This is a genomic window from Streptomyces sp. NPDC033174, from assembly GCF_055577795.1.
This window is the reverse complement of record NZ_JBVIPQ010000003.1, coordinates 550,419-575,201: the sequence shown is the minus strand read 5'-3', so window position 1 is coordinate 575,201 and position 24,783 is coordinate 550,419. Positions and strand designations below refer to the sequence as shown.

The 24,783-nt window shown below is 71.0% G+C and carries 19 protein-coding genes and 1 pseudogene; 9 read left to right on the top strand and 11 right to left on the bottom strand.

The genetic code is table 11. The features are described 5' to 3' along the window. Window positions 1–73: 73 nt before the first annotated feature. Window positions 74–1,033 carry a LysR substrate-binding domain-containing protein gene (locus tag ACZ5VC_RS12715; RefSeq protein WP_469120065.1) on the top strand — a complete coding sequence of 320 codons (960 nt, stop codon included), beginning with the start codon at window positions 74–76 and terminating at the stop codon, window positions 1,031–1,033. A 126-nt stretch (window positions 1,034–1,159) separates the two neighbouring features. Here the strand turns inward: ACZ5VC_RS12715 and ACZ5VC_RS12710 are convergent, their stop codons facing one another. Further along, a complete protein-coding gene (locus ACZ5VC_RS12710; RefSeq protein WP_469120064.1) occupies window positions 1,160–2,032 on the bottom strand; it encodes a DMT family transporter in 873 nt (290 codons plus the stop codon). A 243-nt stretch (window positions 2,033–2,275) separates the two neighbouring features. Here ACZ5VC_RS12710 and ACZ5VC_RS12705 point away from each other — a divergent pair, with 243 nt between their 5' ends. Together ACZ5VC_RS12705 and ACZ5VC_RS12700 are read left to right on the top strand one after the other, a co-directional pair. Continuing rightward, a complete protein-coding gene (locus ACZ5VC_RS12705; protein ID WP_469120063.1) occupies window positions 2,276–2,956 on the top strand; it encodes a pyridoxamine 5'-phosphate oxidase family protein in 681 nt (226 codons plus the stop codon). 273 nt (window positions 2,957–3,229) lie between these two features. After that, the gene (locus ACZ5VC_RS12700) at window positions 3,230–4,858 is read left to right on the top strand and encodes an extracellular catalytic domain type 2 short-chain-length polyhydroxyalkanoate depolymerase (RefSeq protein WP_469120062.1); all 1,629 of its coding nucleotides are present in this window, start codon (window positions 3,230–3,232) and stop codon (window positions 4,856–4,858) included. A gap of 40 nt (window positions 4,859–4,898) precedes the next feature. On the opposite strand, the gene ACZ5VC_RS12695 is transcribed toward ACZ5VC_RS12700, so the two are convergent. The 9 genes and pseudogenes from ACZ5VC_RS12695 to ACZ5VC_RS12655 all read right to left on the bottom strand — a co-directional run bounded on the left by ACZ5VC_RS12695 (window position 4,899) and on the right by ACZ5VC_RS12655 (window position 17,206). Continuing rightward, window positions 4,899–6,470, bottom strand: a complete 1,572-nt coding sequence (locus tag ACZ5VC_RS12695) for a GMC family oxidoreductase (RefSeq protein WP_469120061.1) — start codon at window positions 6,468–6,470, stop codon at window positions 4,899–4,901. Further along, on the bottom strand, window positions 6,467–8,026 hold the full coding sequence (locus tag ACZ5VC_RS12690) for an APC family permease (protein WP_469120060.1): 1,560 nt from the start codon (window positions 8,024–8,026) through the stop codon (window positions 6,467–6,469). Before ACZ5VC_RS12690 ends, ACZ5VC_RS12695 begins: the two co-directional genes overlap by 4 nt. 77 nt (window positions 8,027–8,103) lie before the next feature. Continuing rightward, a complete protein-coding gene (locus ACZ5VC_RS12685; protein WP_469120059.1) occupies window positions 8,104–9,570 on the bottom strand; it encodes an aldehyde dehydrogenase family protein in 1,467 nt (488 codons plus the stop codon). Further along, window positions 9,563–10,693, bottom strand: a complete 1,131-nt coding sequence (locus ACZ5VC_RS12680) for an aromatic ring-hydroxylating oxygenase subunit alpha (RefSeq protein ID WP_469120058.1) — start codon at window positions 10,691–10,693, stop codon at window positions 9,563–9,565. Before ACZ5VC_RS12680 ends, ACZ5VC_RS12685 begins: the two co-directional genes overlap by 8 nt. Before the next feature lie 13 nt (window positions 10,694–10,706). Continuing rightward, the gene (gene solA / locus ACZ5VC_RS12675) at window positions 10,707–11,864 is read right to left on the bottom strand and encodes an N-methyl-L-tryptophan oxidase (protein WP_469120057.1); all 1,158 of its coding nucleotides are present in this window, start codon (window positions 11,862–11,864) and stop codon (window positions 10,707–10,709) included. Between the two features lie 11 nt (window positions 11,865–11,875). Beyond that, the gene (locus ACZ5VC_RS12670) at window positions 11,876–14,383 is read right to left on the bottom strand and encodes a GcvT family protein (RefSeq protein ID WP_469120056.1); all 2,508 of its coding nucleotides are present in this window, start codon (window positions 14,381–14,383) and stop codon (window positions 11,876–11,878) included. A gap of 55 nt (window positions 14,384–14,438) precedes the next feature. Beyond that, window positions 14,439–15,083 (bottom strand): annotated as a pseudogene (locus ACZ5VC_RS12665) (MBL fold metallo-hydrolase); the annotation flags it as partial. Next, window positions 15,083–16,168 carry an S-(hydroxymethyl)mycothiol dehydrogenase gene (locus ACZ5VC_RS12660; protein WP_469120055.1) on the bottom strand — a complete coding sequence of 362 codons (1,086 nt, stop codon included), beginning with the start codon at window positions 16,166–16,168 and terminating at the stop codon, window positions 15,083–15,085. The gene ACZ5VC_RS12660 and the pseudogene ACZ5VC_RS12665, both read right to left, overlap by 1 nt. Before the next feature lie 219 nt (window positions 16,169–16,387). Then, entirely contained in the window at window positions 16,388–17,206 is an 819-nt protein-coding gene (locus ACZ5VC_RS12655; RefSeq protein WP_469120054.1) for an IclR family transcriptional regulator, read from the bottom strand. Between the two features lie 158 nt (window positions 17,207–17,364). Here ACZ5VC_RS12655 and ACZ5VC_RS12650 point away from each other — a divergent pair, with 158 nt between their 5' ends. The 4 genes from ACZ5VC_RS12650 (at window position 17,365) to ACZ5VC_RS12635 (ending at window position 20,528) form a co-directional block, all read left to right on the top strand. Continuing rightward, a complete protein-coding gene (locus ACZ5VC_RS12650; protein ID WP_468707898.1) occupies window positions 17,365–17,685 on the top strand; it encodes a bifunctional 3-phenylpropionate/cinnamic acid dioxygenase ferredoxin subunit in 321 nt (106 codons plus the stop codon). Further along, entirely contained in the window at window positions 17,682–18,848 is a 1,167-nt protein-coding gene (locus ACZ5VC_RS12645) for an NAD(P)/FAD-dependent oxidoreductase (RefSeq protein WP_469120053.1), read from the top strand. Before ACZ5VC_RS12650 ends, ACZ5VC_RS12645 begins: the two co-directional genes overlap by 4 nt. 270 nt (window positions 18,849–19,118) lie before the next feature. Beyond that, window positions 19,119–19,565, top strand: a complete 447-nt coding sequence (locus tag ACZ5VC_RS12640) for an SPW repeat protein (RefSeq protein WP_469120052.1) — start codon at window positions 19,119–19,121, stop codon at window positions 19,563–19,565. Between the two features lie 327 nt (window positions 19,566–19,892). Next, window positions 19,893–20,528 (top strand): LysE family transporter, encoded by a 636-nt coding sequence (locus ACZ5VC_RS12635; RefSeq protein WP_469120051.1) that lies wholly within the window; start codon window positions 19,893–19,895, stop codon window positions 20,526–20,528. A gap of 20 nt (window positions 20,529–20,548) precedes the next feature. Here ACZ5VC_RS12635 and ACZ5VC_RS12630 read toward each other — a convergent pair whose 3' ends face one another. Then, window positions 20,549–21,091 (bottom strand): GNAT family N-acetyltransferase, encoded by a 543-nt coding sequence (locus ACZ5VC_RS12630; RefSeq protein ID WP_469120050.1) that lies wholly within the window; start codon window positions 21,089–21,091, stop codon window positions 20,549–20,551. 167 nt (window positions 21,092–21,258) lie between these two features. Here ACZ5VC_RS12630 and ACZ5VC_RS12625 point away from each other — a divergent pair, with 167 nt between their 5' ends. Together ACZ5VC_RS12625 and ACZ5VC_RS12620 are read left to right on the top strand one after the other, a co-directional pair. Beyond that, window positions 21,259–22,533: a ricin-type beta-trefoil lectin domain protein gene (locus ACZ5VC_RS12625; RefSeq protein WP_469120049.1), complete on the top strand. Its 1,275-nt coding sequence runs from the start codon at window positions 21,259–21,261 to the stop codon at window positions 22,531–22,533. Further along, a complete protein-coding gene (locus tag ACZ5VC_RS12620) occupies window positions 22,530–24,761 on the top strand; it encodes an RICIN domain-containing protein (RefSeq protein ID WP_469120048.1) in 2,232 nt (743 codons plus the stop codon). The genes ACZ5VC_RS12625 and ACZ5VC_RS12620 overlap by 4 nt, the downstream gene beginning before the upstream one ends. The last annotated feature ends 22 nt before the right edge of the window (window positions 24,762–24,783 follow it).

The window sequence follows — 24,783 nt, the reverse complement described above, 5'->3', positions numbered from 1 at the left end:
GATCAATGGTGGGCCAGGCAAAAGCGCAGGACAATCGAATCCTTCTCACCCCAGCTGTGAGTAGACTTCACAAGTGCGTTGGCCGGACCTGCCCCCTGTGAACACCCTGCTTCCCTTCGAGGCGACCGTCCGGCACGCGAGCATGACCGCGGCGGCGCAGGAGCTCCATGTCACGCATGGAGCGGTGAGCCGACAGATCCGGAACCTCGAACACGCCCTGGGCGTGCGGCTTTTCGAGCGGGGCGGGCGCTCGCTGCACCCCACGGCGGAGGCCCGTCGGCTGGCGGCGGTCGTCCGCGACGCACTCGACCAGGTCGACGCGGCCGCGCGGGAGGTGTCCCGCCGTGCGGACACCGGTCCGCTTGCCCTGTCGTGCGAGCCGACGCTGCTGATGCGGTGGCTCATCCCCCGTCTGCCGGACCTGTCCGGACGGGCACCGGACCTCACCGTGCACCTGTCCGCGGGCGGCGGCGCGGTCTCCTTCGAACGGGACGGCATCGATGTCGCGATCAGGCGCGACGATTTCCCCTTCCCCGAGGCGGTCAGCCGCTCCCCGCTCTTCGCCGAACATGTCGGACCCGTCTGCCGGCCGGATCTCGCCGCTCGTCTCACCGATCCCGGCCGGCTCACGGGCAGCGTCCTGCTGCACACCCGTACCCGGCCACAGGCGTGGGACGACTGGCGGCGCCTCTACGCCGAGTTCGGCAGGGACGCCCTGGACGCTACGGACGCCCGGGGCACCGGCAGTCAGACTCTGGAGCACTTCTATCTGACCCTGCAGGCCGCGACGGCCGGTGTCGGTGTGGCGATCGGACCGTACGCGCTGGTGCGCGACGACATCGAAGGGGGCCGGCTCGCCGCCCCGTTCGGCTTCGTCCCCGACGGAACGCGCTACTACCTCCTCAGCGGCCGGTCACCCGATCAGGACGAGCGGATCTCGCTCCTCCTCGGCTGGCTGCGGTCGCAGGCGGCCGGACTGGAGCCGGCACCGCGGGAGCGGGGAGCCGACGTGCCGGGGCCGAGCAGCGCCTGAGCTACGAATGGCGGGGCGAGTTCACCCGTCCCCTGGGATCGACGAGGGTCCGCCCTGCGGCGGAGGCGGACCCGATGTGGGGCGGACGCCGGTGGGCGCGGGGCCGGTGGCCGGAGTCCGGCTGCCTCACGCACGTCTGCGCAGGGCCCCGAGGTAGACGCCGACGACGATCAAGGGCGTGCCCAACAGCAGGGAGAGGGTGAGGGGTTCGTCGTCGAGCCAGGCCGAGAGCACGATCGTGATGACGGGGATGACGACGAAGACGTAGGCGGCTCGGGACGAGCCCCAGTGCTGGATGACGACGAGGTAGAAGACGAAGGTCAGTACGGATCCGGCCACCACCAGGTAGGCCAGCGCCCACCAGGTCACGGCGCGCTCGGGCAGGACCCACGCGTCGCCGGCCGCGAGGGAGCCGGCGAAGAGCAGCACGGCGGCGGCCGTCATACCGACGGCGTTCATGACGACGGGGTGCACCTTGGGGATGCGGCGTACGAGAACGGTGGCCTGGGCGAAGGAGAGGACGCTGCCGAGGAGTGCCAGGAGGGTCAGCACGGGGACGGTGCCCTGGAGGGGAGCGCGGGAGACCACGGCGACGCCCGCCGCCGCGAAGAGCGTGCCGATCGCCGCGCCCACGCGGAACCGTTCCATGCCCTGGGCCACCGCGAGCAGCAGGGTAGCCAGGGGCACCAGCGACAGGACCGTCTGACCGAGTCCGGCGTGGACGCGGACCAGGGCGTAGTAGGCCAGCGCGAAGGTGACACCGAAGTTGAGGATGCCGAAGAGCACCGATCCGGCCATGGCACGGCCGCGCGGGAGGGGCATGCGCCGCAGAGCCATGACGGCGAGGAGGATCAGCGCGGCCGCCCCGAAGCGCAGTGCCGCGCCCCACAGCGGGTCGAGTTCACGGTTGCTGAACCGCACGCCGACCGCGTTCCCGCCCGCGAGGACCGAGCAGGCGGCGAAGGAGGCGAGCGCCACCCGGTCTGCGGCAGGCTGCATCGGATCACCGTAGCCCCGGGCCGCGATCCGTCCGGCGGGACACTCCGCACGGGCGGCCGCTCGAAGTGCGGCCGATCCTCACGGGGGCAGGGGTCGTCGTGCTGGTGGGAGTCTTCCTGCTCAGGGCCGCCGCCAGGCCGAGGGAAATCGTCGCTACGCGCGAATCAGTCGAAATGCGGAATGCGATCCACTGATTTCGTCGAAATCTAGCGTTTGACTGACTGGATCGGTAGCGTTCGCTCGGTGAGCAATCCTCCTCTGCCATCCACCCTGCCCACCTCCGACCGCACCCGGCACCGCCGCCTGCGGGAGCGGGGAAGCGTCCAGCGCGCCGACCTCGACGCCGTTCTGGGCGCCGGCTTCCTCTGCCACTTCGGGGTCGTCGTCGACGGCCACCCTATGGTCGTGCCGACCGTGTACGGAAGTGACGGCCACACGCTCTACTTCCACGGCTCGGTCGCGAGCCGCAGCCTGGTCGCCTCGCCCGGGGCGACCGTGTGTGTCACGGTCACGCATGTGGACGGGCTGCTCCTGGCGCGCTCGGTGTTCGAGCACGGCATCAACTACCGCAGCGCCATGGTTTACGGCGTCCCCCGGCTGGTTACCGACCCGGAGGAGAAACTGGCGGGTCTGCGCTGCCTGACCGAGCAGTCGTCGCCGGGCCAGTGGGAGTACGCGCGCCGGCCCAGCGCCAAGGAGCTGGCGGCGACGGCCCTGCTTGCGCTCTCCCTGGAGGAGGCGTCGGTGAAGATCCGCACCGGGGCCCCGGACGACGGCGACGGCCCGGACGCCGCGCTGGGACTCTGGGCGGGCGTGCTGCCCCTGACGACGGTCTTCGGCGCCCCGGAGCCGGACCCGGCGCTCGACGACGGCATCCCCGCACCGCCGCACATCGCTGCGCGCGCCGGAACGCGGTCCGGATAGCGGCGAGTCGGCCGCGCGGTCGGCACCGGCGCGCGGGGCCGACCGCTGGAGCACGTACACCTGCCCGGTCTGGTCGCCTTCACTGAGCGGACGACCGCCCGGACCCTCCACGGCCGACCCGGCACGCCGCTCTCGCGCCGTCCGCCGGGGCCGGCACCCCTCACCGCCCCATAGCCGGGCCCTTGCCTTGTGGCGTCCGGGCCCATAGGCGACCCCGGCGCGGCGGCCCTAACCTCCCCGGAATCCCGTACGCCGCAGCATTCCGGAGGACTCATGAGAACGTCGCCCCTTGCCCGGTTCCGTCGACCGGCGGCCGTCCTCCTCCTGGTGGGAGCGGCCCAGTTGGTCCCCCTCGCGCCGTCCGCCGGCGCGGCCCCACCCGCGCCCACGCCGGTGTCCGCGTCCGCGCCGGCGCCGGTCGCGGGAGAGCTGACGCCGTACGCCATCGACGGCGTGTACAGCGCGGGGGTGTCCTCCGGGGGATACATGGCCACCCAGCTCCATGTGGCGTACTCGGGGACCTTCAGCGGATCCGCGGTCTTCGCCTCGGGCCCGTACCACTGCGCACAGAACACCCTCTCCACCGCGCTCAACGCCTGTATGGACACCACCCAGGACCTCCGGCTCGACACGCTGGAACAGACGACCCGGGACTGGTCGGCGCGCGGACTCGTCGACCCGGTGGCCCAGTTGTCCGGTGACCCGGTCTATGTCTTCAGCGGTTCCGGGGACACGACCGTCAAGCGCCCGGTGGCCGACGCGCTGGCCGCGTACTACGGACGCTTCGGCGCCCGGGTGCGGCACAACCGGAGCACGGCGGCGGGGCACGCCTGGATCAGCCCGCTCGGCCCCAACTCGTGCACGGTCACGGCCACTCCGTGGATCAACGACTGCGGGTTCGACGCCGAGCGGGAGCTGCTCACCCATCTGCTCGGCGCCGCCGGCGCACCGAGCGCCGCTCCCGGCGGGTCGCTGATCGCGTTCGACCAGAACCGCTACGCCCCTGGCGGTCAGGCCCGTCAGATCTCCATGGACGACACAGGGTATGTGTACGTGCCGCGCAGCTGCGCGGCCGGGGCGTCCTGCCGGCTGGTCGTGGCCTTGCACGGCTGCAAGCAGGGGTACTCGTACCAGGGCTTCGGCAGCCGGTTCATCGACAACGCCCATCTCAACGAGTACGCGGACACCAACGGGCTGGTCGTCCTCTACCCGCAGGCCGTCCCCACGGCCACGCTCGACAATCCCAATGGCTGCTGGAACTGGTGGGGTTATCTGGGCGACGGGAACTACTCGCGCCACGGGGGCCAGCAGATCGAGACCATCATGGGGATGGTCGGGGCGCTCGGCGGCCGCGGGACGCCTCCCTCGCAGAACGTGCTGACCCTGGCGAGCACGGACGGCCAGGACGGCTATGTGAAAGCCGCCGGGGACGGTTCCGGGGCCTCGGTCGGGACGCTGGAGGCTTCGTACGGCCTGGCGATCGGCCGGGGCAGCGACGGCAGGTTCAACCGGGCCCTGCTGTCGTTCGACACCTCCCGGATCCCCGCGGACAAGGAGATCACCCGGGCGTATGTGACGGTGACACGCGCGGGCGGGTCCGGGGACCCCTGGGCGGTCCCGCCGGGTAACAGGCTGCTGGTCGACGCCCGGACGGGCTGCTTCGGCGGATGCGCGGTCGAGGCGTCTGACTGGGGCGCCGCCGCCACGGCGCCGGGCGTCGGCGCCGTTCCCGCGTTCGCGTCCGGCAGCGCGTCGGCGGATCTGTCACCGGCCGGGCTGGCGGCCATCGACCGGGCCGGAACCACCCAGCTGCGGCTGCGATTCGAGACGAACCAGAGCGCGACCGCGTACCTCTTCGTCAACCGGGACAGCCGGGCGACGCTGACGGTGGAGTACCGCTAGCGGCCAGGCGGGGGCGCGGCCGTTGGCGCGCCCCCGCTTCCTATCGTCGGGCGTCTTCCTTGAGGATGTCCGCGCATTTCTCGCCGATGGCCATGGTGGTGATGCAGGGGTTGACGGTGACGAGGTCGGGCATGACCGAGCCGTCGCAGACGCGCAGGCCCGTGATGCCCTTGACGCGCAGGCGTGCGTCGAGTGGTGCCATGGTGTCGTGGTCGGCGCCCATTTTCACTGTCGAGGCGGGGTGGTAGACGGTGTTGTGGGTTTTGCGGATGTAGTCGAGGAGTTCGTCGTCGGTGTGGACGTCGGGTCCGGGGGCGAGTTCGGCGCCGGCCCAGCCGGCGAGGGCGGGTTGTGCGGCGATCCGGCGGGCGAGTCTGAGGCCGTGGGTCATGACGCGTTCGTCGTGTTCGTGGGTGAAGTAGCGGGGGTCGACCATGGGCTTGTCGCGGTAGTCGCGGGTGCGCAGGCGGACGGTGCCGCGTGATTTGGCGCGGGTGACGTTGGGGGTGAGGCAGAAGGCGTTGTCGGTGGTGGGGTAGCCGTGGCGGGCGGTGTTCATGTCGAAGGGGACCTGGCCGTAGTGGAACATCAGGTCGGGCCGGTCCAGGCCGGGCTGGGTGTCGTAGAAGATGCCGGCTTCCCACCATTGGCTGGAGGTGGTGGTCATGGGCTGTCTGGCCTGCCACATGATCACGCCTTCGGGGTGGTCCTGGAGGTTTTCGCCGACGCCGGGGGCGTCCAGGACGACGTCGACGCCGACGTCGCGCAGGTGGGCGGCGGGGCCGATGCCGGAGAGCATGAGGAGTTTGGGGGTGTCGATGGAGCCGCAGGAGACGATGACTTCGCGGCGGGCGCGGACGGTGCGGGTGTGGATGAGGTCGGGGTCGAGGTATTCGGCGCCCACGCAGCGGCGGTCGGTGTCGATGAGGAGCTGCTTGGCCCGTACGCCGGTGCGTATGACGAGGTTGGGGCGTTTGCCCATGACGGGGTGGAGATAGGCGACCGAGGAGGACTGGCGGGTGTTGTTCTCGTCGGAGTTGATCTGGAACCAGTTCGCGCCCCGGATCACGGTCTTTGCGGCGTTGAAGGGGGCGGTGGGGATGCCTTGTTGGGCGCAGGCCTCCAGGAGAGCCGTGCCGCAGGGGTCGGCGCCCTTGAGGGTCCGTATTTTCACCGGGCCGGTGCGGCCGTGGTGTTCGCCGGGGGCGTCGTTGTTCTCCAGGCGCTGGTAGAGCGGGAAGAGGTCGGCGGCGCTCCAGCCGGTGCAGCCGGCGGCCGCCCAGTCGTCGAGGTCCTCGGCCGGGGCCCAGAAGGCGATGCAGGAGTTGTGGGAGGAGCAGCCGCCGAGGACCTTGGCGCGGGCGTGGCGCATGAAGCTGTTGCCGCTCGCCTGCGGCTCGACCGGGTAGTCCCAGTCGTAGCCGGAGTCCAGCAGGCCCATCCACCGCTCCAGGCGCAGGATGTTGTCGTCACCGACGTCGGACGGGCCGGCCTCCAGGACGCAGACGGTGACCGACGGGTCCTCGCTGAGCCGGGCCGCCACCACATTGCCGGCCGTCCCACCACCGACAACGACATAGTCAAAGGTGTCGGTGTAGCCGAGTTCCCTCATGAGGTGGTGGCCTCCTTGAGCGCAGCGGGTTCCGGGGTCGCGGACAGGGCGTGGTCGGCGAGGACGCCCGTACGGTGACGCTGCACGAACCAGTAGTAGGCGAAGCCGCCGCCCGCGATCACGCCGACGAACAGGACCGCTCCCCAGCGCAGGTACCAGTGGTAGGGGGCGGCGGCGTTGTAGACGGCCGAGCGGGGCCAGATCAGGTTCAGGGTCATGAACCCGCCCCACAGCACGGCGACGATGTTGACGGGAAGGCCCCAGCGCCCGAGCGAGAACTTGCCCTCGGCCGGCTGCCACCTGCCGCGCAGCCGGGCGACCAGCATCGGGGCGGTGACCGTCAGATAGGCCACGTAGATCAGGATGATGCCGATGCTGGTGACGACGGTGAAGATCTGTGGCTGACGGATGTTCACCAGGAGAATGGCGAGCGCCAGTACACCGATGATCACGGTGGGCAGGACGGGTGTGCTGAAGCGAGTACTGACCTTGGCCAGGCGGGAGGAGCCCGGCAGGTTGTTGTCGCGGGACATCGCGAACGCGAGCCGGATGGCGGCGGTGTGCACGGCCAGCGCGCACACGGTCACCGCGATGAGCACGCACCACAGCATCGCCTTGCCGGCGGTCGGCCCGAGCACGTCGAGCACCACGTACTGCAGTCCGTCGGTGGACAGCTTCTCGCCGCGCAGATCGGAGACGCTCATCAGCGCGAGGAGGAGGATCAGCCCGCCGAGGAAGAAGGAGGCGACGATGGCCCGGATGATGGCGCGCGGGGCGTTGCGCGACGGGTCGAGCGACTCCTCGCCGAGGGACGCCGCGGTGTCGAAGCCGTACATGACGTACGCGGACGCCAGCGAGGCGATCAGAAAGGCTCCGAGGTAGCCGAACGGCTGGCCCTGGCCGGTGCCGGCGGTGTCGGTGACGACCTCGGGGCCGCGGACGACGTTGATGGCGAGCAGGACGATGAGGACGACGGTGGCGATGAGTTCGAGGAAGACACCGGCGGTGTTGATCCTCGCCATGAGCTTCACACCGAAGGCGTTGACCACGGTGGTGAAGAGGATGAGGACCGCGGCGAGGAGGACGGCGTTCGTCGCCACGTCGTAGGGGCCGGTGCCGTCTCCCACGAACTGGAAGAAGGAGGAGATCTGCGGGAGCGTCAGCTGGTAGGCGAGGGCCACGGCCGCGATCGACACGATCGAGGCGATCAGCATCATCCAGCCGGCGAACCAGCCGATGTGCGGATTGCCCAGCTTCTTGGCCCAGTTGTAGATCGAACCGGCGACCGGATAGCGGGCGGCGAGCTCGGCGAAGCACAGCGCGACCATGAACTGGCCGACGAAGACCAGGGGCCAGGACCACCAGTAGGCCGGCCCACCGCTCGCGTAGCCGAAGTAGAAGAGCTGGAAGGTGCCGGTGAGGATGGATATGTAGCTGATGCCGGCGGCGAAGGTGTGGAAGTTGCCGAGGGTGCGCTTGAGCTCGGGGCGGTAGCCGAACTCGGCGAGTTCGGCGTCGTCGTCGGCCTGCGGGGGGCCGGGTGGCGCTGAGGTCATGAGCAGCTCCTGGGACGGGGGCGGAGGATCCTTCGGGTCGGGTCGGGTCGGGTCAGGTCAGGTCAGGTCAGGTCAGGTCAGGCGAACCAACCCTGCGGCGCGGGGCTGGTGTTGCGCCAGATGTGTTTGGCCTCGCGGTACTCGGCGAGGCCGGCCGGGCCGAGCTCGCGGCCGGTGCCGGACTGCTTGAAGCCGCCCCACTCGGCCTGGGGGAGGTACGGGTGGTAGTCGTTGATCCACACGGTGCCCAGCCGCAGCCGTGACGCGACCCGGCGTGCTCGGCCCTCGTCGGAGGTCCAGACGGCGCCGGCGAGGCCGTAGATGGTGTCGTTCGCGAGGCGGACGGCCTCGTCCTCGCTGGAGAATCGTTCCACCGTCAGGACCGGCCCGAAGGACTCCTCCCGGACGACGGACATCCGCGCGTCGCAGGCGTCGAGGACGGTGGGCAGGTAGTAGAAGCCGCTCGCGAGCGCGGGGTCGTCGGGACGCGCGCCGCCGCAGCGCAGGACGGCGCCTTCGGCGAGGCCGGCGGCCACATAGGCCTCGACCTTCGCGCGGTGCGCGGCGGAGATGAGCGGGCCGGTCCGGGCCTGCTCGTCGAAGGGCCCGCCGAGCCGGATCCCGCGCGCCCGGCGGACGACCTCGTCGACGAACCGGTCGTGGAGCGAGTCCTCGACGAGCAGCCGCGCGCCCGCCGAGCAGACCTGCCCGGAGTGCAGGAAGACGGCGGTGAGCGCCATGTCGACGGCCGTGTCGAAGTCGGCGTCCGTGAAGACGATGTTGGGGTTCTTGCCGCCCAGTTCGAGGGCGACCTTCTTCACCGTGCCCGCTGCCGCGGCCATCAGCCGGCGTCCCGTCTGCAGCCCGCCCGTGAAGGACAGGAGGTCGACGTCCGGGTGGTCGGCGAGGGGCGCCCCGGCCTCCGGGCCGGCGCCGAGGACGAGGTTGGCGACCCCGTCCGGCAGGCCGGCCTCCTGGAGCAGCTTCATCAGATGGATGGCGGTGTGCGGGGTCAGCTCGCTGGGCTTCAGGACGAAGGTGTTGCCCGCGGCGAGGGCGGGGGCGACCTTCCAGGCCGTCTGGAGCAGGGGGTAGTTCCAGGGCGTGATCAGGGCGCACACCCCGACCGGCTCGTACACGACCCTGCTGTCCGTGTCCGCGTCTCCGGTGTCGACGACGCGGCCGGTCTCGGCGGGGGCGAGCCGTGCGAAGTAGCGGAAGCAGGCGACGATGTCGTCGATGTCGTACGCGCTCTCCACGAGCCGTTTGCCGGTGTCGAGGGATTCGGCGCGGGCCAGGGCCTCCTTGTCGCGGGCGAGCAGGCCGGCGACCCGGAGCAGCAGGTCGCCGCGTTCGGCGGCCGGGGTGTGCGGCCAGGGGCCCTCGTCGAAGGCGCGCCGCGCGGCGGCGATCGCGTCCGCGGTGTCCTTGCCCCCGGCCTCGTCGACCTCGCCGACGAAGGAGCCGTCGGCGGGGCAGCGGATCTCGCGGGTACGTTCGTCGCGGGCCCGTACCCACGTTCCGTCGATGAACAGGTCAGGCACCAGCAACCCCCAGTTGCTCCGTGAGCCAGGTGTGAAATATCCCGATGTGGTGCTCGGTCGGCACCAGTACTCCCCCGCGTCGGTACGCCCGGGACGCCATCGCGGGCTGTGTCCGCTCGCACGCGTCGAAGTCCTGCGCGTTCACCCGGTGGAACAACTCCACCGATTTCGACACATCCGCGCCGGCGGCCACGACCTCGGGGGCGTACAGCCAGTCGCACTCGACGACGGTGCGGTCGTGAGCCAGCGGGAACATGCGGTGCACGATCACATGGTCGGGGACGAGGTTGATGAAGACGGTCGGCTTGACGGTGATCGCGTAGTACCGCCGGTCCTGTTCGGCCGCGACTCCGGGCAGTTTCGGGAAGCCCTCGCTGCCGTCGACCGTGAAGCCCTTGACGTCCTCGCCGAACTCGGCGCCGTGGCCCACGTAGTACTGCGCCGCGTACCCCTCGGCGAACTCGGGCAGCACATCGGTGAGTTCGGGGTGGATCGTCGCGCAGTGGTAGCACTCCATGAAGTTCTCGACGATGAGCTTCCAGTTGGCCTTCACGTCATAGGTGATACGCCTGCCGAGCGCGAGGTCCTCGGTGCGGTACCGCTCGATCGACGCGGCGTCGCCGAGGCGCTCCGCGGCCGCGCCGATCACCGTCTCCTCGAACGACGGCGGCCGGTCGGCCAGGCACACCCAGGCGTAACCGAGCCACTCGCGCAGGGCGACGGTGACCAGGCCGTAGGCGCTGCGGTCCACGTCGGGCATCTTCACCAGGTTCGGCGCGGCGACGAGCCTGCCGTCGAGGTCGTAGGTCCAGGCGTGGTACGGGCATTGGAGCGTGCGGCGCACCTGGCCCTGCTCCTCGGTGCAGAGCCGGGCGCCCCGGTGGCGGCAGATGTTCAGGAAGGCGCGCAGCTCTCCGGCCCGGTCGCGGGTGATGATCACGCTCTCCCGGCCGGCCTGGACGGTACGGAAGGCCCCGGGCCCCTCGAGGTCGGCGCTGCGGACCGCGCAGAACCACATGGACTCGAAGAGCCGCTCCTGTTCCCGCCGGAAGATCTCGGGGTCGGTGTAGAAGTGGCCGGGCAGGGTCGCGATCAGACTGGGTGAGAGGGGGGTGGTCGTCACGGCGTGCTCCTCCTCAGGCGGTCGTGGCGGCGGACAGCCGGCGGGGGTCGAAGAGCTCGATGGGGTGCTCGGTGGTGCCGGTCAGCGCCAGGTCGGCGAGGATCTCGCCGACGACCGGCACGAACTTGAAGCCGTGCCCGGAGAAGCCGCAGGCCACGGTCACCGACTCGGGGTGCGCGGGGTGGCGAGCGATGACGAAGTGCTCGTCGGGTGTGTTGGAGTACATGCAGGTCGCCGCCTTCAGGAAGCGCCCCGGAAGGGTCGGGATCTGGTGGGAGAGGTGGTCGGCCATGGCCGCCACCTCGTGGTCGTGCACGGTCCGTTCGATGGTCTCCGGGGTGCACTCGGTGCCCTTGCGGAAGAAGGCGACCTTCGCGCCGTGCTCCGGTCCGTCGATGGCGGGGAAGCCGTAGATCTGGACGTCGTCCGCGTTCTCCCAGATGTAGATCGGGTGGTTCTCGGGCACGAAGGGGGCGGTGCCGCCGTCGGGCTGGAACCAGTACATGACCTGGCGCTCGATGGTGAAGGGAACACCCAGGTCGGTGAGCAGCTGGGGCGCCCACGCACCGGGGCAGATCACGAGCTGTCCCGCGGTGTAGGTGTTCTCGGCGGTGTGGACACGCACGCCGTCGCGGTAGGGCTCCCAGCGCAGCATGGGCTCCTCGAAGTGGAGGTCGGCGCCGGACCGGGTGGCGAGCTGGAGGTGGGCGGCGACGGTGTTCTCCGGTCGGACGAGTCCGGCGCGCGCCTCGTAGAGCGCCACTTCGTCGTCGCGCGGGGTGAGGGTGGGGAAGCGTCGGCGGATCTCCTTGGCGTCGAGCATCTCGTGGGGCAGGTCCCACTGCTCCGCGGACAGCAGCGAGCCGGCGACCGTACGGGATTCCGGGCGGCCGAGCATGACGCCTCCGCACAGGGTGGCGACGTCGCGGCCGGTGTCGCGCTCCAGGCCCTCGTACAGTTCGTAGGAGCGCAGCAGCAGCGGTACGTACGCCGGGTCCTCGAAGTAGGACTGGCGGGTGATGCGTGAACCGCCGTGGCTGGAGCCGCGATTGTGGACGGGACCGAACTTCTCCAGGCCGAGGACGCGGGCTCCTCGCGCGGACAGATGGTGGGCGGCGGCGCTGCCCATCCCGCCGAGACCGATGACGATCACGTCGAAGGTGGGGGACATGGAGGGCCTCCCTAGCGTCGGATGCGGCTCATGCCGGGGTCAAACAGCGGCTCGTCGGCGACGGTGGCCGGGACCTTCTCACCGAAGTACTCCACGTGGACGCCCGTGCCCGCCGGAAGCGGCGGCAGCCAGGCGTAGGCGACGCAGCGTCCGAGCGTGTATCCGTAGGAGGCGCTGGTGACGTAGCCCACCGGGGTGCCGTCGACGTGGACCGGCTCCTTGCCGAGGACGACGGCCGCCGGGTCGTCGAGGAGCAGCGCGGTGAGCCGCCGACCCGGTGGCGGCGCCTTCTCCAGCGCGTCGCGGCCCAGGAAGTCGCCCTTGTCCATCCGGACGGCGAAGCCGAGGCCCGCCTCCTCTGGCGTGTGCTCGGAGGTCATGTCGTGGCCCCAGGAGCGGTAGCCCTTCTCCAGGCGCAGGCTGTTGAAGGCGGACCGGCCGGCGGCGATGACGCCGTGTTCCTGCCCGGCCTCCCAGAGGGTGTCCCAGAGCCGCAGGCCCATGTCAGCGGTGGTGTACAGCTCCCAGCCGAGCTCGCCGACATAACTGAGCCGCATCGCGGTCACCGGAACGTGCCCGAGGTGCGTCCGCCTGGCGCGGAAGTATCCGAAGGCCTTGTGCGAGAAGTCGTCCCGGGTCAGCGGCTGTACGAGGTCGCGGGCGAGCGGCCCCCAGACGCCGATGCAGCAGGTGCCGGAGGTGGTGTCGCGGATGTGGACGTCGTCGGGGGCGTGGCGCAGCAGCCAGTCCTCGTCGGCCGGGGAGTTCGCGCCGATCTGGAAGTGGTCCGGGGCGAGGCGCGCGACGGTGAGGTCGGAACGGATGCCGCCGGTCTCGTCGAGGAGGAGGGTGTAGGTGACGGCGCCGGGCTTCTTGGCGAGGTTGTTGGTGGTCATCCGCTGGAGGAAGGCGAGCGCGCCCGGGCCTGTGACCTCAATTCTCCGCAGCGGGGTCATGTCGTAGAGGGCGACCCTCTCGCGGGTGGCCTTCGCCTCGGCGGCGGCGATCGGGGACCAGTGGCGGGCGGACCAGCCGTCGCGCGGCGGCAGGTCCAGGTCCTCGGCGAGGGGCGCGTTCGCTTCGTACCAGTGCGGGCGCTCCCAGCCGCCGCCCTCCAGGAAGTACGCGCCGAGCTGCTGCTGGCGTGCGTGGAAGGGGCTGACGCGCAGCGGACGCGGCTGGTCCATGGGTTGCAGCGGATGCAGGACGTCGTACACCTCGACGAACTGCTGGGCGCCCCGGTCGGCGACGTAGGCCGGGGACCGCTGAGCGTCCTCGAACCGGGTGAGGTCGCACTCGTGGACGTCGGTGGAGGGGCGTCCGTCGACCATCCACTCGGAGACGGCTCGGGCGACGCCCGCGGAGTGGGTGACCCACACGGCTTCGGCGAGCCAGAAGCCGCGCAGGGTCCGCGTCTCCCCCAGGACGGGCATCCCGTCCGGGGTGAACGAGAAGACCCCGTTGAAGCCCTCCTCCACCTCGGACACGCGCAGGTCGGGGAGCAGGCGGCGGCAGTCCTCCCAGCTCGGCGCGAAGTCCCCCTCGGTGAAGGGCAGCGAGGACGGCATGACGGGGGCGTCGTCGAAGGGGAGGACGCCCAAGGGGTCGACTGGCAGGAGTTTGTGGGCGTAGCTGCCGATGCCGAGCCGGTCGGTGTGCTCGCGGAAGTACAGATCGCGGTCCTGGAACCGCAGGATCGGCTTGGACGCCTCGGTGCGCGGGTCGTTCGTCCCAGCGAGAGCGGGCAGAGGTGCTGTTTTCACGTACTGGTGCGCGAGCGGCAGCAGGGGGATGTCGAAGCCGGCCATACGGCCGATCACCGGGCCCCAGAAACCGGCCGCCGAGACGACGTGGTCGGCCGGGAAGGTGCCCCGGTCGGTGAGGACGGCGGTGACACGACCGCCGTCCTGTTCGATGCCGGTGACGGTGTGCCGGCCGAGGAAGCGGGCGCCGCGCGCGGTGGCCCGCTCCATCTGGGCGCGGCAGGCGTCGACGGCGCGGGCGAGCCCGTCGTCGGGGGTGTGGAATCCACCGAGGAGCCGGGTTTCGTCGAGGAGCGGCCACAGTTGCTTGCAGCGCTCCGGGGAGACGAGTTCGCCCCGGATGCCCCAGGAGGCGGCGTAGCCGGCCCGGCGGTGCAGATCGGCCCAGCGTTCTTCGGTGGTGGCGAGTTCCAGGCCGCCGACGCGGTTGAAGCACGGCAGACCGTCGACTTCGAGCGCGCTGAACTTCTCGACGGTATAGGCCGCGAACTCGCTGAGGGTCTTGGACGGGCTGGTACGGAAGACGAGACCGGGCGCGTGGGAGGTGGAGCCGCCGGGGGCCGGCAGGGGCCCCTGGTCGAGGACGGTGACGTCGGTCCAGCCGCGGGCGGTCAGTTCGTCGGCGAGGGAGCAGCCGACGATGCCCGCGCCGATGACGACGACACGGGGAGCGGCGTGGGCGGACGCGCGGGGCGCGGGTTCGTTGGGTTCGGGCGTGCGAGGTGCGGGCGTGCCGGGTTCGGGCGTGCTTGACATGCCCCTCCTTGAGTCGGGTGGGGATCAGGACGGTTCCGTGAGGTGAGGCGGCCGGCACGTGCGGCCGCTCGGCGGCGATCGTCGTGTCGGGGCCGTGCCCCGTGTGCACGGCGGTGGCACCGGGCAGCGGGAGCAGCCGCCGCCGTAGGGACGCCATGAGGGCCGGACGATCCGAGTACGAGCGACCGGTGGCGCCGGGGCCGCCCTGGAACAGCGTGTCGCCGGTGAAAACGGCGTCGAGGAAGGGGGCGTAGAGGCTGCAACTCCCCCAGGTGTGGCCGGGAGTGTGCAGGATCCGCAGGTCGATTCCGGCGACGGACAGGCGCCGGCCGTCGACGAGTCCGCCTTCCGGGTCGCGGTCGTGGTGGACGTTCTTCCACAGGGCGTGGTCGGCCGGGTGGAGGAGGATCGGTGCGCCGGTGAGCGTGGCCAGGTCGACGGCCGCGCCGATGTGGTCGTCGTGCCCGTGGGTGCAGACGATGGCGGTGACCCGGCGGTCCGCGACGGCTGCCGCGATGGCGGTGACGTCGTGCGCGGCGTCGACGACGAGCACCTCGCGGTCGTCGCCGATGACCCAGACGTTGTTGTCGACGTCGTGCGTCTCGCCGTCGAGGCTGAACGTCCCGCGGGTGACGACGCGTTCGGCTCGTACGGCCTGTCGCTCCCGGTCGGCGGACGCCGCGTTGTCGCGTACGCCCATCAGAAGACCACCACCGAGCGCAGCACCTCGCCCCTGTGCATCTTCTCGAAGGCGTCCTCGACCTGGTCGAGCGCGATCGTCTCGGTGACGAAGGCGCCGAGGTCGAGTCTCCCGCTGAGGTACTGGTCGATGAGGACGGGGAAGTCGCGGCTGGGCAAACAGTCCCCGTACCAGGACGACTTGATGGCGCCGCCCCGGGAGAAGAGGTCGATCAGGGGCAGGTCGACGCGCATGTCGGGGTCGGGGACGCCGACCTGGACGAGTACCCCGGCGTGGTCGCGCATGTAGAAGGCCTGCTTGTACGTCTCCGGGCGGCCGACGGCGTCGATGGCGACGTCGACGCCGAAGCCGCCGGTGAGGGCGCGTACGGCCTCGACGGCGTCCGTGCCGGTCGGGTTGACGGTGTGCGTGGCTCCGAAGCGGGTCCCGCTGTCGAGCTTCCTGTCGTCGATGTCGACGGCGATGACGCGTCGTGCTCCTGCCAGTGAGGCGCCCGCGATGGCGGCGTTGCCGACGCCGCCGCAGCCGATGACGGCGACGGTGTCGCCCCGGCCGACGCCTCCCGTGTGGACCGCGGCGCCGTATCCTGCCATCACCCCGCACCCGATGAGACCGGCCGCCTCCGGCCGGGCGGCGGGATCGATCCGTACCGCCTGTCCTGCGGCGACGAGGGTCTTCTCGGCGAACGCGCCGATGCCGAGGGCGGGCGAGAGCGGTGTGCCGTCGCCGAGTGTCATCCGCTGCGTGGCGTTGCGGGAGTCGAAGCAGTACCAGGGGCGGCCGCGGCGACAGGAGCGACAGGACCCGCAGGGGGCGCGCCAGGCGAGGACGACATAGTCGCCGGAGGCGAGGTCGGTGACGTCACCTCCGACGGCCTCGACGACACCGGCCGCCTCATGGCCCAGCAGGAAGGGGAATTCGTCGTTGACGGCGCCTTCCCGGTAGTGCAGGTCCGTGTGGCAGACCCCGCATGCCTGGACGGAGACGAGCACCTCACCGGGGCCGGGGTCGGGCACGAGGATCGTCCGCACCTCGACGGGCGCGCTCTTCTTCACAGCGACGACGGCACGGACCTCATGGGGCACGGCGACACTCCTCTGTTGCGCATTGCACGATGGGTTGCGCGATGGGGAACATACTGGGAAGCCGGTGAAGTGAACGTCAAGAGGGCAGAGTTAAAGGCGCGCAAAAGGCGGTGCGCCGTGGGATCCGTTCCCGACACGACGAAGCGGGGCCGGGTTCTCCCCGGCCCCGCTTCTGTCGCGGCGGTGTGTGTGCCTCGCGACACCGCCTTCCACGAAGGGTCAGATGCCGTAGCCCATCCGCCGCGAGAGGCCGTCGGCCGCGGCCACGGTGCGCCTCGCCAGGTCGGGCAGCCGGTCGCGTTCCAGCCGATAGGCGGGGCCCGACACGCTGATCGCGCCGATGACCCGGCCGTCGTGGGCCCGGACGGGGGCGGCGACGGCGTTGAGGCCGATCTCCAGCTCCTCGGTGACGACCGCGTATCCGCGCTGGTGCACGGTGTCGAGCTCGGCGCGCAGCACGCCCGCGCCGGTCACCGTGTGCTCGGTGAATCTGGGCAGCGTCCGGGCGAGCAGTCCCTCGCGCAGCGCGAGCGGCATGTAGGCCAGCAGCACCTTGCCACTGGAGGTGGCGTGCAGGGGCGTCCGCCGGCCGAGCCAGTTCTGCGCGGTGACCGACGCCGAGCCGCGCGCCTGCATGATGTTGACCGCCGCGTCGTCGTCGAGGACCGCGATGTTGACGGTCTCGCCCAGCTCGTCCGCGAGTTCACGGCAGACCGGCGCGCCCTCCTGCGAGATGTCCATGCGCACTGCGGCCGCCCCCGCCAGGCGCAGTACACCCGCCCCGAGGAAGTACTTGCCGCGGTCCTCTGCCTGGGACACCAGTCCCCGGTTCTCCAGGACACCGAGCAGGCGGAAGGCCGTGGACTTGTGCACGGCCAGTTCGTCGGCGATGTCGGTGACCCCGGCCTCGCCGTGCCGGGCGAGGATCTCCAGGACGCTGACCGCCCGGTCCACTGACTGGATGGCCCCTGCGGCGCCCTTGGGTGTGCGCTCCAGCGTCTCCTGCGTCTGATCAGCCACTGTCTGGTTGCGGGACATAGCTCAACTCTCACCACCTTGCGGCCGGTTGGGGCCGCATCTTCGGGAAGCCCTTGACGCCGTGGGCATCCCGACCGGATTCTGTTGCGCATAGCGCTCCCTCATGCGCCATACGAAACATCATGTTACCCAAGAGTCCTGGACCACGAGGGGGGCCCGTGATTCCCGTCTGCCGCCTTGAAGACCTCCCTGCGGGCGAATCCGTCCGCATCGACACCACTCCGCCCATCGCGGTGTTCAACGCCGACGGCGAGCTCTTCGCCATCGACGACACGTGCAGCCACCAGGACGCCTCCCTCTCCGAGGGATGGCTCGAAGGCTGCCTGGTCGAATGCCCGCTCCACGCCGCCTCGTTCGACCTCCGCACCGGGCAGCCGACCTGTCTGCCCGCCCGCCGCCCCGTCCGCACCCACCGGGTCACCGTCGCCGACGGCGTGATCCATGTGAGCCCCGCCGCCGAGGAGGGCACCGCCGCATGAGGACCGTGACCGTGGTCGGAGCGTCGCTCGCCGGGCTGTACGCGGCGCGTGAACTCCGCGCCCAGGGCTTCGCCGGACGACTGGTGATCGTCGGCGAGGAACCCCACCGCCCGTACGACCGCCCGCCGTTGTCCAAGGAGTTCCTCGCGGGGACGGCCGGTGAACCGCGGCTCGCCCTCACCGACCCGGAGGAGGAGAAGGAGCTCGCCGCGGAGTGGTTGCTGGGGACACGCGCGCGTGGGCTCGACCCGCGCGGCCGCACTCTACTCCTGGACGACGGGCGCACCCTCGCCACGGACGGCGTGGTGATCGCCACCGGGGCGACCGCCCGCCGGCTCCCCGGAAGCCGCGGACTCGCGGGCGTCCACACCCTTCGCACCCTCGACGACGCGCGTGCGCTGCGCGCCGTGCTGACCGGCGGCGCACGGCGGGTCGTGGTCGTCGGCGGTGGCTTCATCGGCGCCGAGACCGCCTCGACCTGCGCCGGGCTCGGTCATGACGTCACCGTCGTCGAGGCCGCGCCGCTGCCGCTCGCCGGGCAACTCGGCCCGGAGATGGCGGCGGTGTGCGCGGGGCTGCACGCTCGCGGCGGGAGTGAACTGATCGCGGGTGCGGGCGTTGCCGCGCTGCACGGGGCGACCGCGGTCACGTCCGTCGAACTCCGTGACGGACGCGTGCTGCCCGCGGATGTCGTGGTCGTCGGCATCGGAGCCGTACCCGCGACCGACTGGCTCGCGGGCTCGACGCTCGCGCTCGGCGACGGCGTGCTGTGCGACGACGGGTGCGTCACCGCGCTGCCGCAGGTCGTGGCCGTGGGGGACGTCGCGCGGGTGAGCGGGGTGCGGACCGAGCACTGGACGAGCGCGACCGAGCAGCCGGCCGTGGCCGTCCGCAATCTGCTGGCCGGGCGGACCGTCGCCGCCGTGCGCCCGCTTCCCTACTTCTGGTCGGACCAGTACGGCTCGCGGATCCAGTTCGCGGGGCGGCGGCGCGACGGCGACAGCGTCCGGATCTCCGAGGGGTCCACGGAGGAGGGCGGCTTCCTCGCCGTGTACGAACGGGACGGCCGTACGACGGCGGCGCTGGCCGTCGACCGCCCGCGCCCCTTCGCGCGGGTACGCCGGGAGCTGGCACGGGCGCACCAGCCGGCGCCGGCGGCGTGAGCCCAAGTACCCCTTTGCGACGCCCCATTCAGCCGGGGGCGCCCATCACAGAAAGTTCTTCCCGGTCACGGTGGGTGCGAGTTCGGACCCTGAGCCGCCTCGTGGGGCCTCGTACGGCCACTGTGGCGCGCGTCCCGGAAGCCTGGATGGTCGCCGTCGAAACAACCGGGCCGATTTATCTACACATAAGGGGCAGATAAGAGCACAATGGGATCGCGGCCTCAGGTCGTGTTCGGTCAGACGTGTACACGCTAGAAGGAGGCGAGTCGCATGGCCGACGTCTCTCACCGTCGTGGCGACCTCAGGGGACACCCGGACGCATCCGAAATGCGGGAGCGCTACGACCGCATGCTGGGAACCCGAGGGGCGGCAGCGGTCGAGGAGCTGGTGATCCTCGCCGGAATCTACGCCGCGATCTCCGCCTGGACGGTTCACTTCGCGGCCACCAAGCCGGAACTGGCCATCAGCAACCTCATCGTCGGTATCGCCCTCGCAGTCGTAGGACTGGCGATGTCCATGGCCCCCGAGAGGTCGCAGGACCTCAACTTCGTCGTCCTGCTCATGGGTGCCTGGCTGATCGTCTCCCCGTGGGTGGTCTCGCGTGACGCCGGCACCGGAGCGACCCTCAGCAACGTGATCACGGGAGCCTGCGTGTGCCTGTTCGCGCTGGTTGCGGGTGGCCTGCTCATGAGCAAGGGCAGGAGGAACACCACCTGACCCCACGAGTGACGGTGCCGCACCCCTGACGCGGAGCGGGGTGCGGCACCGTTCCCATGCCCGCGCATGTCCGAGCCCGTGCTGTCCCGTGCCTGCGCAATGACCGTGCCCCCCGCGATGCCCCGCGCCGGCCGTGATTTACCGTGCCCGCCGCGATTACCGGCGCCCGCCGTCGCCGTAATTCTGTTGCCGCCGCCCGCGCGCGTGCCGCACGATCTGCGGCATGAGCCCCACCTTCACCGCCTCGCTGCCGTTCGCCCCCGTCGCCCGACCGGCGCGCGGGCAGCAGCAGCCGGGCCTCCGCCGGAAGCCGACACCCGCCGTGGCGTGAGCGCCGCGCTGGTCGCGGGCCTGCTCGCCGGCTTCGGCATCGCCATGCCGGTCGGGGCGGTCGCGACCTATCTGGTGGCCCTCACCGCTCGTACGTCCCTGAGGACGGGCGCCGCGGCGGCTCTGGGCGTCGCGACCGCGGACGGGCTCTACGCACTGCTCGCCACGGTCGGCGGCTCCTGGCTCACTCACCTCGTCGAGCCGCTGGTGAGGCCGTTGCGCTGGGTCTCGGTCGCGGTCCTCGTCGTCCTCGCGCTCCACGGCACGGTCGCGGCCGTCAGGCGCCACCGCGAAAAGGGCCGAAGGGACGCCCCGCCCGACGAGACATCGCCGAGCTCTCTGCGCGCCTGTCTGAGCCTGCTGGGCCTCACGATGCTGAACCCCCTGACGGTGATCTACTTTGCCGCGCTCGTTCTGGGCAGCCGGAGCGCGGCCGCCCCGGACCACCTGGAACAGACCGTCTTCGTCGTGGCCGCGTTCGCGGCCTCCGCCGGCTGGCAGCTGCTTCTCGCCTGCGGCGGAGCGCTGCTCGGCCGGACCCTCACCGGGCACCGGGGGCGGCTCCTCACCGCCGTGGCCTCCAGCCTGCTGATCACCGGACTCGCCGTCGACCTGCTGGTACGGGCGCCCTGACCGACCGGACCGGACGCCGCTCAGGGGCGCGTGACCCCCGAGCGGCAGTCAGCGGTCGGCTCGGCAGGTGGATGAGTGGACAGCATCATGTCCGGGCGGTCCCACATCACCGCGGGCGGCCGCGCCGCGACGGTGGACACGCGGCGCGCGCCCACGCCGAGATAGAAGCCCTCGGCGGGCGGGTGCGAGACGACGCGGACCTCCGCGATGTCCGCCTCGCGAGCCTCGCCCTTCATATGGGCGATGAGCCGGCGGCCGATCCCGAGCCCCTGCGCCGCGTCGGAGACGAACAGCAGGTCCAGCTCGGGCGGGTCGAGGACCAGGGAGTAGAAGCCGAGCACCACGCCGTCGGGGCCGAGGGCGACGAAAACCCTGTGCGCCTCGATGTAGTCGGGACCGACGCGGTACTGAGCGACCATCGGCGCGTACGGACCCTCATAGGCGCGGGAGGAGCGCACGAGCTTGGTGAGCCGCTTGGCGTCGCGTGCGGTGGCACGCCTGATCCGTAGGCCGGCGTCGCGCGCGGTGGCGTGCCTGACCTGTCGGCCCGAGCTGTCCGTCATGTACCGAGCATGGCGCACGCCCGCGTGGCAGTGGCGGGCGGGGCTCGAGTCTGGTCCAGACCAGACTCTTGACAGCCGATTGGTTCACTTCTTAAATCACGTGGTGAAGTAAGTCTAGGTCTGTCATATGCATGACATCCACCCTCCGTCTTCCGGAAGGGAACGCCATGAACCCCCCACGCCTCGCACACCGCCTGATGCTCTGCGCGGTCTCCGCACTGACCCTCGCCTCGGCTCTCACGGCTCCCCGGCTCACCACCACCGACACCGCCGCCACGACGTCCGCTTCGGCCGCGGCCTCCGCCGCCGCCGTGGCGTTCGCCGACGAGTTCGACGGACCCCAGGGGTCGGCCGTCGACCCCGCCAAGTGGCAGACCGAGACCGGCGACAACGTCAGCAACCACGAGCGTCAGTACTACACCGCCGGCAACCGCAACGCCGCACTCGACGGCCAGGGCCATCTGGTGATCACCGCCCGCCGGGAGAACCCCGCCAACTACCAGTGCTGGTACGGACGGTGTGAGTACACCTCGGCGCGCCTCAACACCGCCGGCCGCTTCACGACCACCTACGGACATGTGGAGGCCCGGCTCAAGGTGCCCCGCGGGCAGGGCATGTGGCCCGCCTTCTGGATGCTGGGGAACGACATCGGCCAGGTCGGCTGGCCCGCCTCCGGCGAGATCGACGTGATGGAGAACGTCGGCTTCGAACCGTCCACCGTCCACGGCACTTTGCACGGCCCCGGCTACTCGGGCTCCGGCGGCATCGGCGCCGCGTACGGCCTGCCCGGCGGTCAGGCGTTCGCCGATGCCTTCCACACCTTCGCCGTGGACTGGTCGCCGGGCTCGATCACCTGGTCCGTCGACGGCACGGTCTACCAGCGGCGCACCCCGGCGGATCTGGCTGGGAGGCAGTGGGTCTTCGACAAGCCCTTCTTCCTGATCCTCAATCTCGCGGTCGGCGGGTACTGGCCGGGCGACCCCGACGGCGGCACCGTCTTCCCGCAGCAGCTCGTCGTCGACCACGTACGGGTCACCACGGGCGACAGCCCTCCCGCGGGCGGCGGTCCGGTCACGGGCCTGGCGGGCAAGTGCGTGGACGTCGCAGGCGCCAATCCGGCCAACGGGACGCCCGTACAGCTCTACGACTGCAATGGCACCGCGGCCCAGCGCTGGGCCGTCGGCTCGGACGGTACCCTCCGCGCGCTGGGAAAGTGCCTCGATGTCGCCTCCAGTGGGACGGCCGCCGGGACAGCCGTACAGCTGTGGGACTGCAATGGCACCGCAGCGCAGCGCTGGGTCGTCACCGCCGCCCGCGACATCGTCAACCCCCAGGCCGACAAGTGCCTGGATGTCACCGGCAACAACGCGGCCAACGGCACGCGGCTGCAGATCTGGACCTGCACCGGGGCCGCCAACCAGAAGTGGACGGTGACGGGATGACTCCCACCCGTCATCGGCACCGCCGCCCCCGTCGGCGGCCGCTGACCGCCGCGCTCGTGGTGGCGGCATCACTGTGTTCCACCCTGGTCGCGCTCTCCCCGTCGCAGGCCGCGCCCCCGGCCGCTCCGCGCGCCGCCGCCCCACCGGCCGGCTGGGCCACCGTCGTCAGCGCCGCGAGCGGCAAGTGCGTGGACGCCCGCGCGGCGGCGACCGCCGACGGCACCGCGGTCCAGCAGTACGCCTGCAATGGCAGCCAGGCCCAGCACTGGCAGCTCCAGGCCACCTCTGACGGGTCCGTCCGGGCCGCGAACCGCACGGACGGATCCAAGGTGTGGGACATCAAGGACGTCTCCGCCGCGGACGCCGCACCCGTCCAGCTGTGGACGTACGGCGGAGGGGCGAACCAGCAGTGGCAGCCCGATGAGGAGCCCGGCGGTACGTTCCGCTTCGTCAACCGGCACAGCGGCAAGTGCCTCGACGTGCCGGGCGCCTCCACCGGTGACAGCGTGCAGCTGCAGCAGTGGTCGTGCAATGGCACCGCCGCACAGTCGTTCCGCATCACCCCGGTCGACGCCCCGCAGCCGCCCGGAACACCCGACTTCGGCCCGAACGTCGTCGTCTTCGACCCCTCGACCCCCACGGCGACGATCCAGAGCCGCGTCGACGCCACCTTCCGGCAGATGGAGACCGACCAGTTCGGGGCCGGCCGCACCGCCTTCCTCTTCAAGCCCGGCACCTATGACGTCGATGTCAACGTCGGCTACTACACGCAGGTGTCCGGCCTCGGCCTCTCCCCCGACGACGTCCATGTCCGCGGCGCCGTCCATGCGGAGGCGGACTGGTTCCAGGGCAACGCCACGCACAACTTCTGGCGCGCGGCCGAGAACCTCTCCGTCACGCCGACGGCCGGCACGGACCGCTGGGCCGTGTCCCAGGCGGCGCCGTACCGGCGGATGCACGTGCGCGGACACCTCCAACTCGACGACGGCGGCTGGTCCAGCGGCGGGTTCATGGCGGACACCAGGGTCGACGGCCAGGTCCGCTCGGGTACCCAGCAGCAGTGGCTGTCCCGCAACACCCAGTGGACCGGCTGGAACGGCTCCAACTGGAACATGGTCTTCGTCGGCGCGCAGAACGCGCCCGCCAACAGCTTCCCCAACCCGCCCTACACCACGGTCGACCAGACCCCCGTGGTCCGCGAGAAGCCCTTCCTGTACGTCGACCAGGCAGGCGCCTACAAGGTCTTCGTGCCCGCCCTGCGCACCTCCTCACGGGGCACGACCTGGGGCAACGGCACCATGCCCGCCGGGACGTCCCTTCCCCTCGACGACTTCTTCATCGTGAAGCCGGGAGCGACGGCGGCCCGGATGAACGCGGCGCTGGCGCAGGGCAAGCACCTCCTGGTCACACCGGGGGTGCACCATCTGAGCGAAACCCTTCGGGTGTCCCGGCCGGACACCGTCGTTCTGGGCCTCGGCCTCGCGACGCTCGTGCCCGACAACGGCATCACCGCCGTGTCGGTCGCCGATGTCGACGGCGTCAAGGTCGCCGGACTGCTCATCGACGCGGGCCCCACCAATTCGACCACGCTGATGCAGATGGGCCCCTCCGGCCCCTCCGCCGGCCACGCCGCCAACCCCAGCTCGCTGCACGATGTCTTCTTCCGCATCGGCGGCGCGGGCGTCGGCAGGGCCACCACCAGCCTGGTCGTCAACAGCGACCATGTCATCGGCGACCATCTGTGGCTGTGGCGCGGCGACCACGGAAGCGGCATCGGCTGGAACAGCAACACCGCGGACACGGGACTCGTCGTCAACGGCGACGACGTCACCATGTACGGCCTCTTCGCCGAGCACTACCAGAAGCATCAGACGGTCTGGAACGGCAACGGCGGAAGGACGTACTTCTACCAGAGCGAAATGCCCTACGACCCGCCCAACCAGGCCGCGTGGATGGACGGTTCGACCCAGGGCTACGCGGCGTACAAGATCGCGCCGTCCGTCACCAGCCATCAGGCCTTCGGTCTGGGCAGCTACTGCTTCTTCAACGCGAATCCGAGCGTGACCGCCGAGCGTGCCTTCCAGGTGCCCAACACGCCGAACGTCCGTTTCCGGAACATGGTGACCGTCTCGCTGGGGGGCACCGGAACGATCCGCCATGTCATCAACGACCGGGGAGGTCCGTCCAACTCCGCCACGAACGTCGCCCAGTTGGTGGCCCACCCCTGAGCCGACGCGCGGATGGGCCGGC

Excerpts from the sequence above, each read along its gene's own strand:
- ACZ5VC_RS12640 (WP_469120052.1), top strand. The coding sequence starts at position 19,119 with ATGGCCGACGTCTCTCACCGTCGTGGCGACCTCAGGGGACACCCGGAC.
- ACZ5VC_RS12700 (WP_469120062.1), top strand. The coding sequence starts at position 3,230 with ATGAGAACGTCGCCCCTTGCCCGGTTCCGTCGACCGGCGGCCGTCCTC.
- ACZ5VC_RS12645 (WP_469120053.1), top strand. The coding sequence starts at position 17,682 with ATGAGGACCGTGACCGTGGTCGGAGCGTCGCTCGCCGGGCTGTACGCG.
- ACZ5VC_RS12625 (WP_469120049.1), top strand. The coding sequence starts at position 21,259 with ATGAACCCCCCACGCCTCGCACACCGCCTGATGCTCTGCGCGGTCTCC.
- ACZ5VC_RS12690 (WP_469120060.1), bottom strand. The coding sequence starts at position 8,026 with ATGACCTCAGCGCCACCCGGCCCCCCGCAGGCCGACGACGACGCCGAA.
- ACZ5VC_RS12630 (WP_469120050.1), bottom strand. The coding sequence starts at position 21,091 with ATGACGGACAGCTCGGGCCGACAGGTCAGGCACGCCACCGCGCGCGAC.
- ACZ5VC_RS12695 (WP_469120061.1), bottom strand. The coding sequence starts at position 6,470 with ATGAGGGAACTCGGCTACACCGACACCTTTGACTATGTCGTTGTCGGT.
- ACZ5VC_RS12620 (WP_469120048.1), top strand. The coding sequence starts at position 22,530 with ATGACTCCCACCCGTCATCGGCACCGCCGCCCCCGTCGGCGGCCGCTG.
- solA (WP_469120057.1), bottom strand. The coding sequence starts at position 11,864 with ATGTCCCCCACCTTCGACGTGATCGTCATCGGTCTCGGCGGGATGGGC.
- ACZ5VC_RS12655 (WP_469120054.1), bottom strand. The coding sequence starts at position 17,206 with ATGTCCCGCAACCAGACAGTGGCTGATCAGACGCAGGAGACGCTGGAG.
- ACZ5VC_RS12710 (WP_469120064.1), bottom strand. The coding sequence starts at position 2,032 with ATGCAGCCTGCCGCAGACCGGGTGGCGCTCGCCTCCTTCGCCGCCTGC.
- ACZ5VC_RS12670 (WP_469120056.1), bottom strand. The coding sequence starts at position 14,383 with ATGTCAAGCACGCCCGAACCCGGCACGCCCGCACCTCGCACGCCCGAA.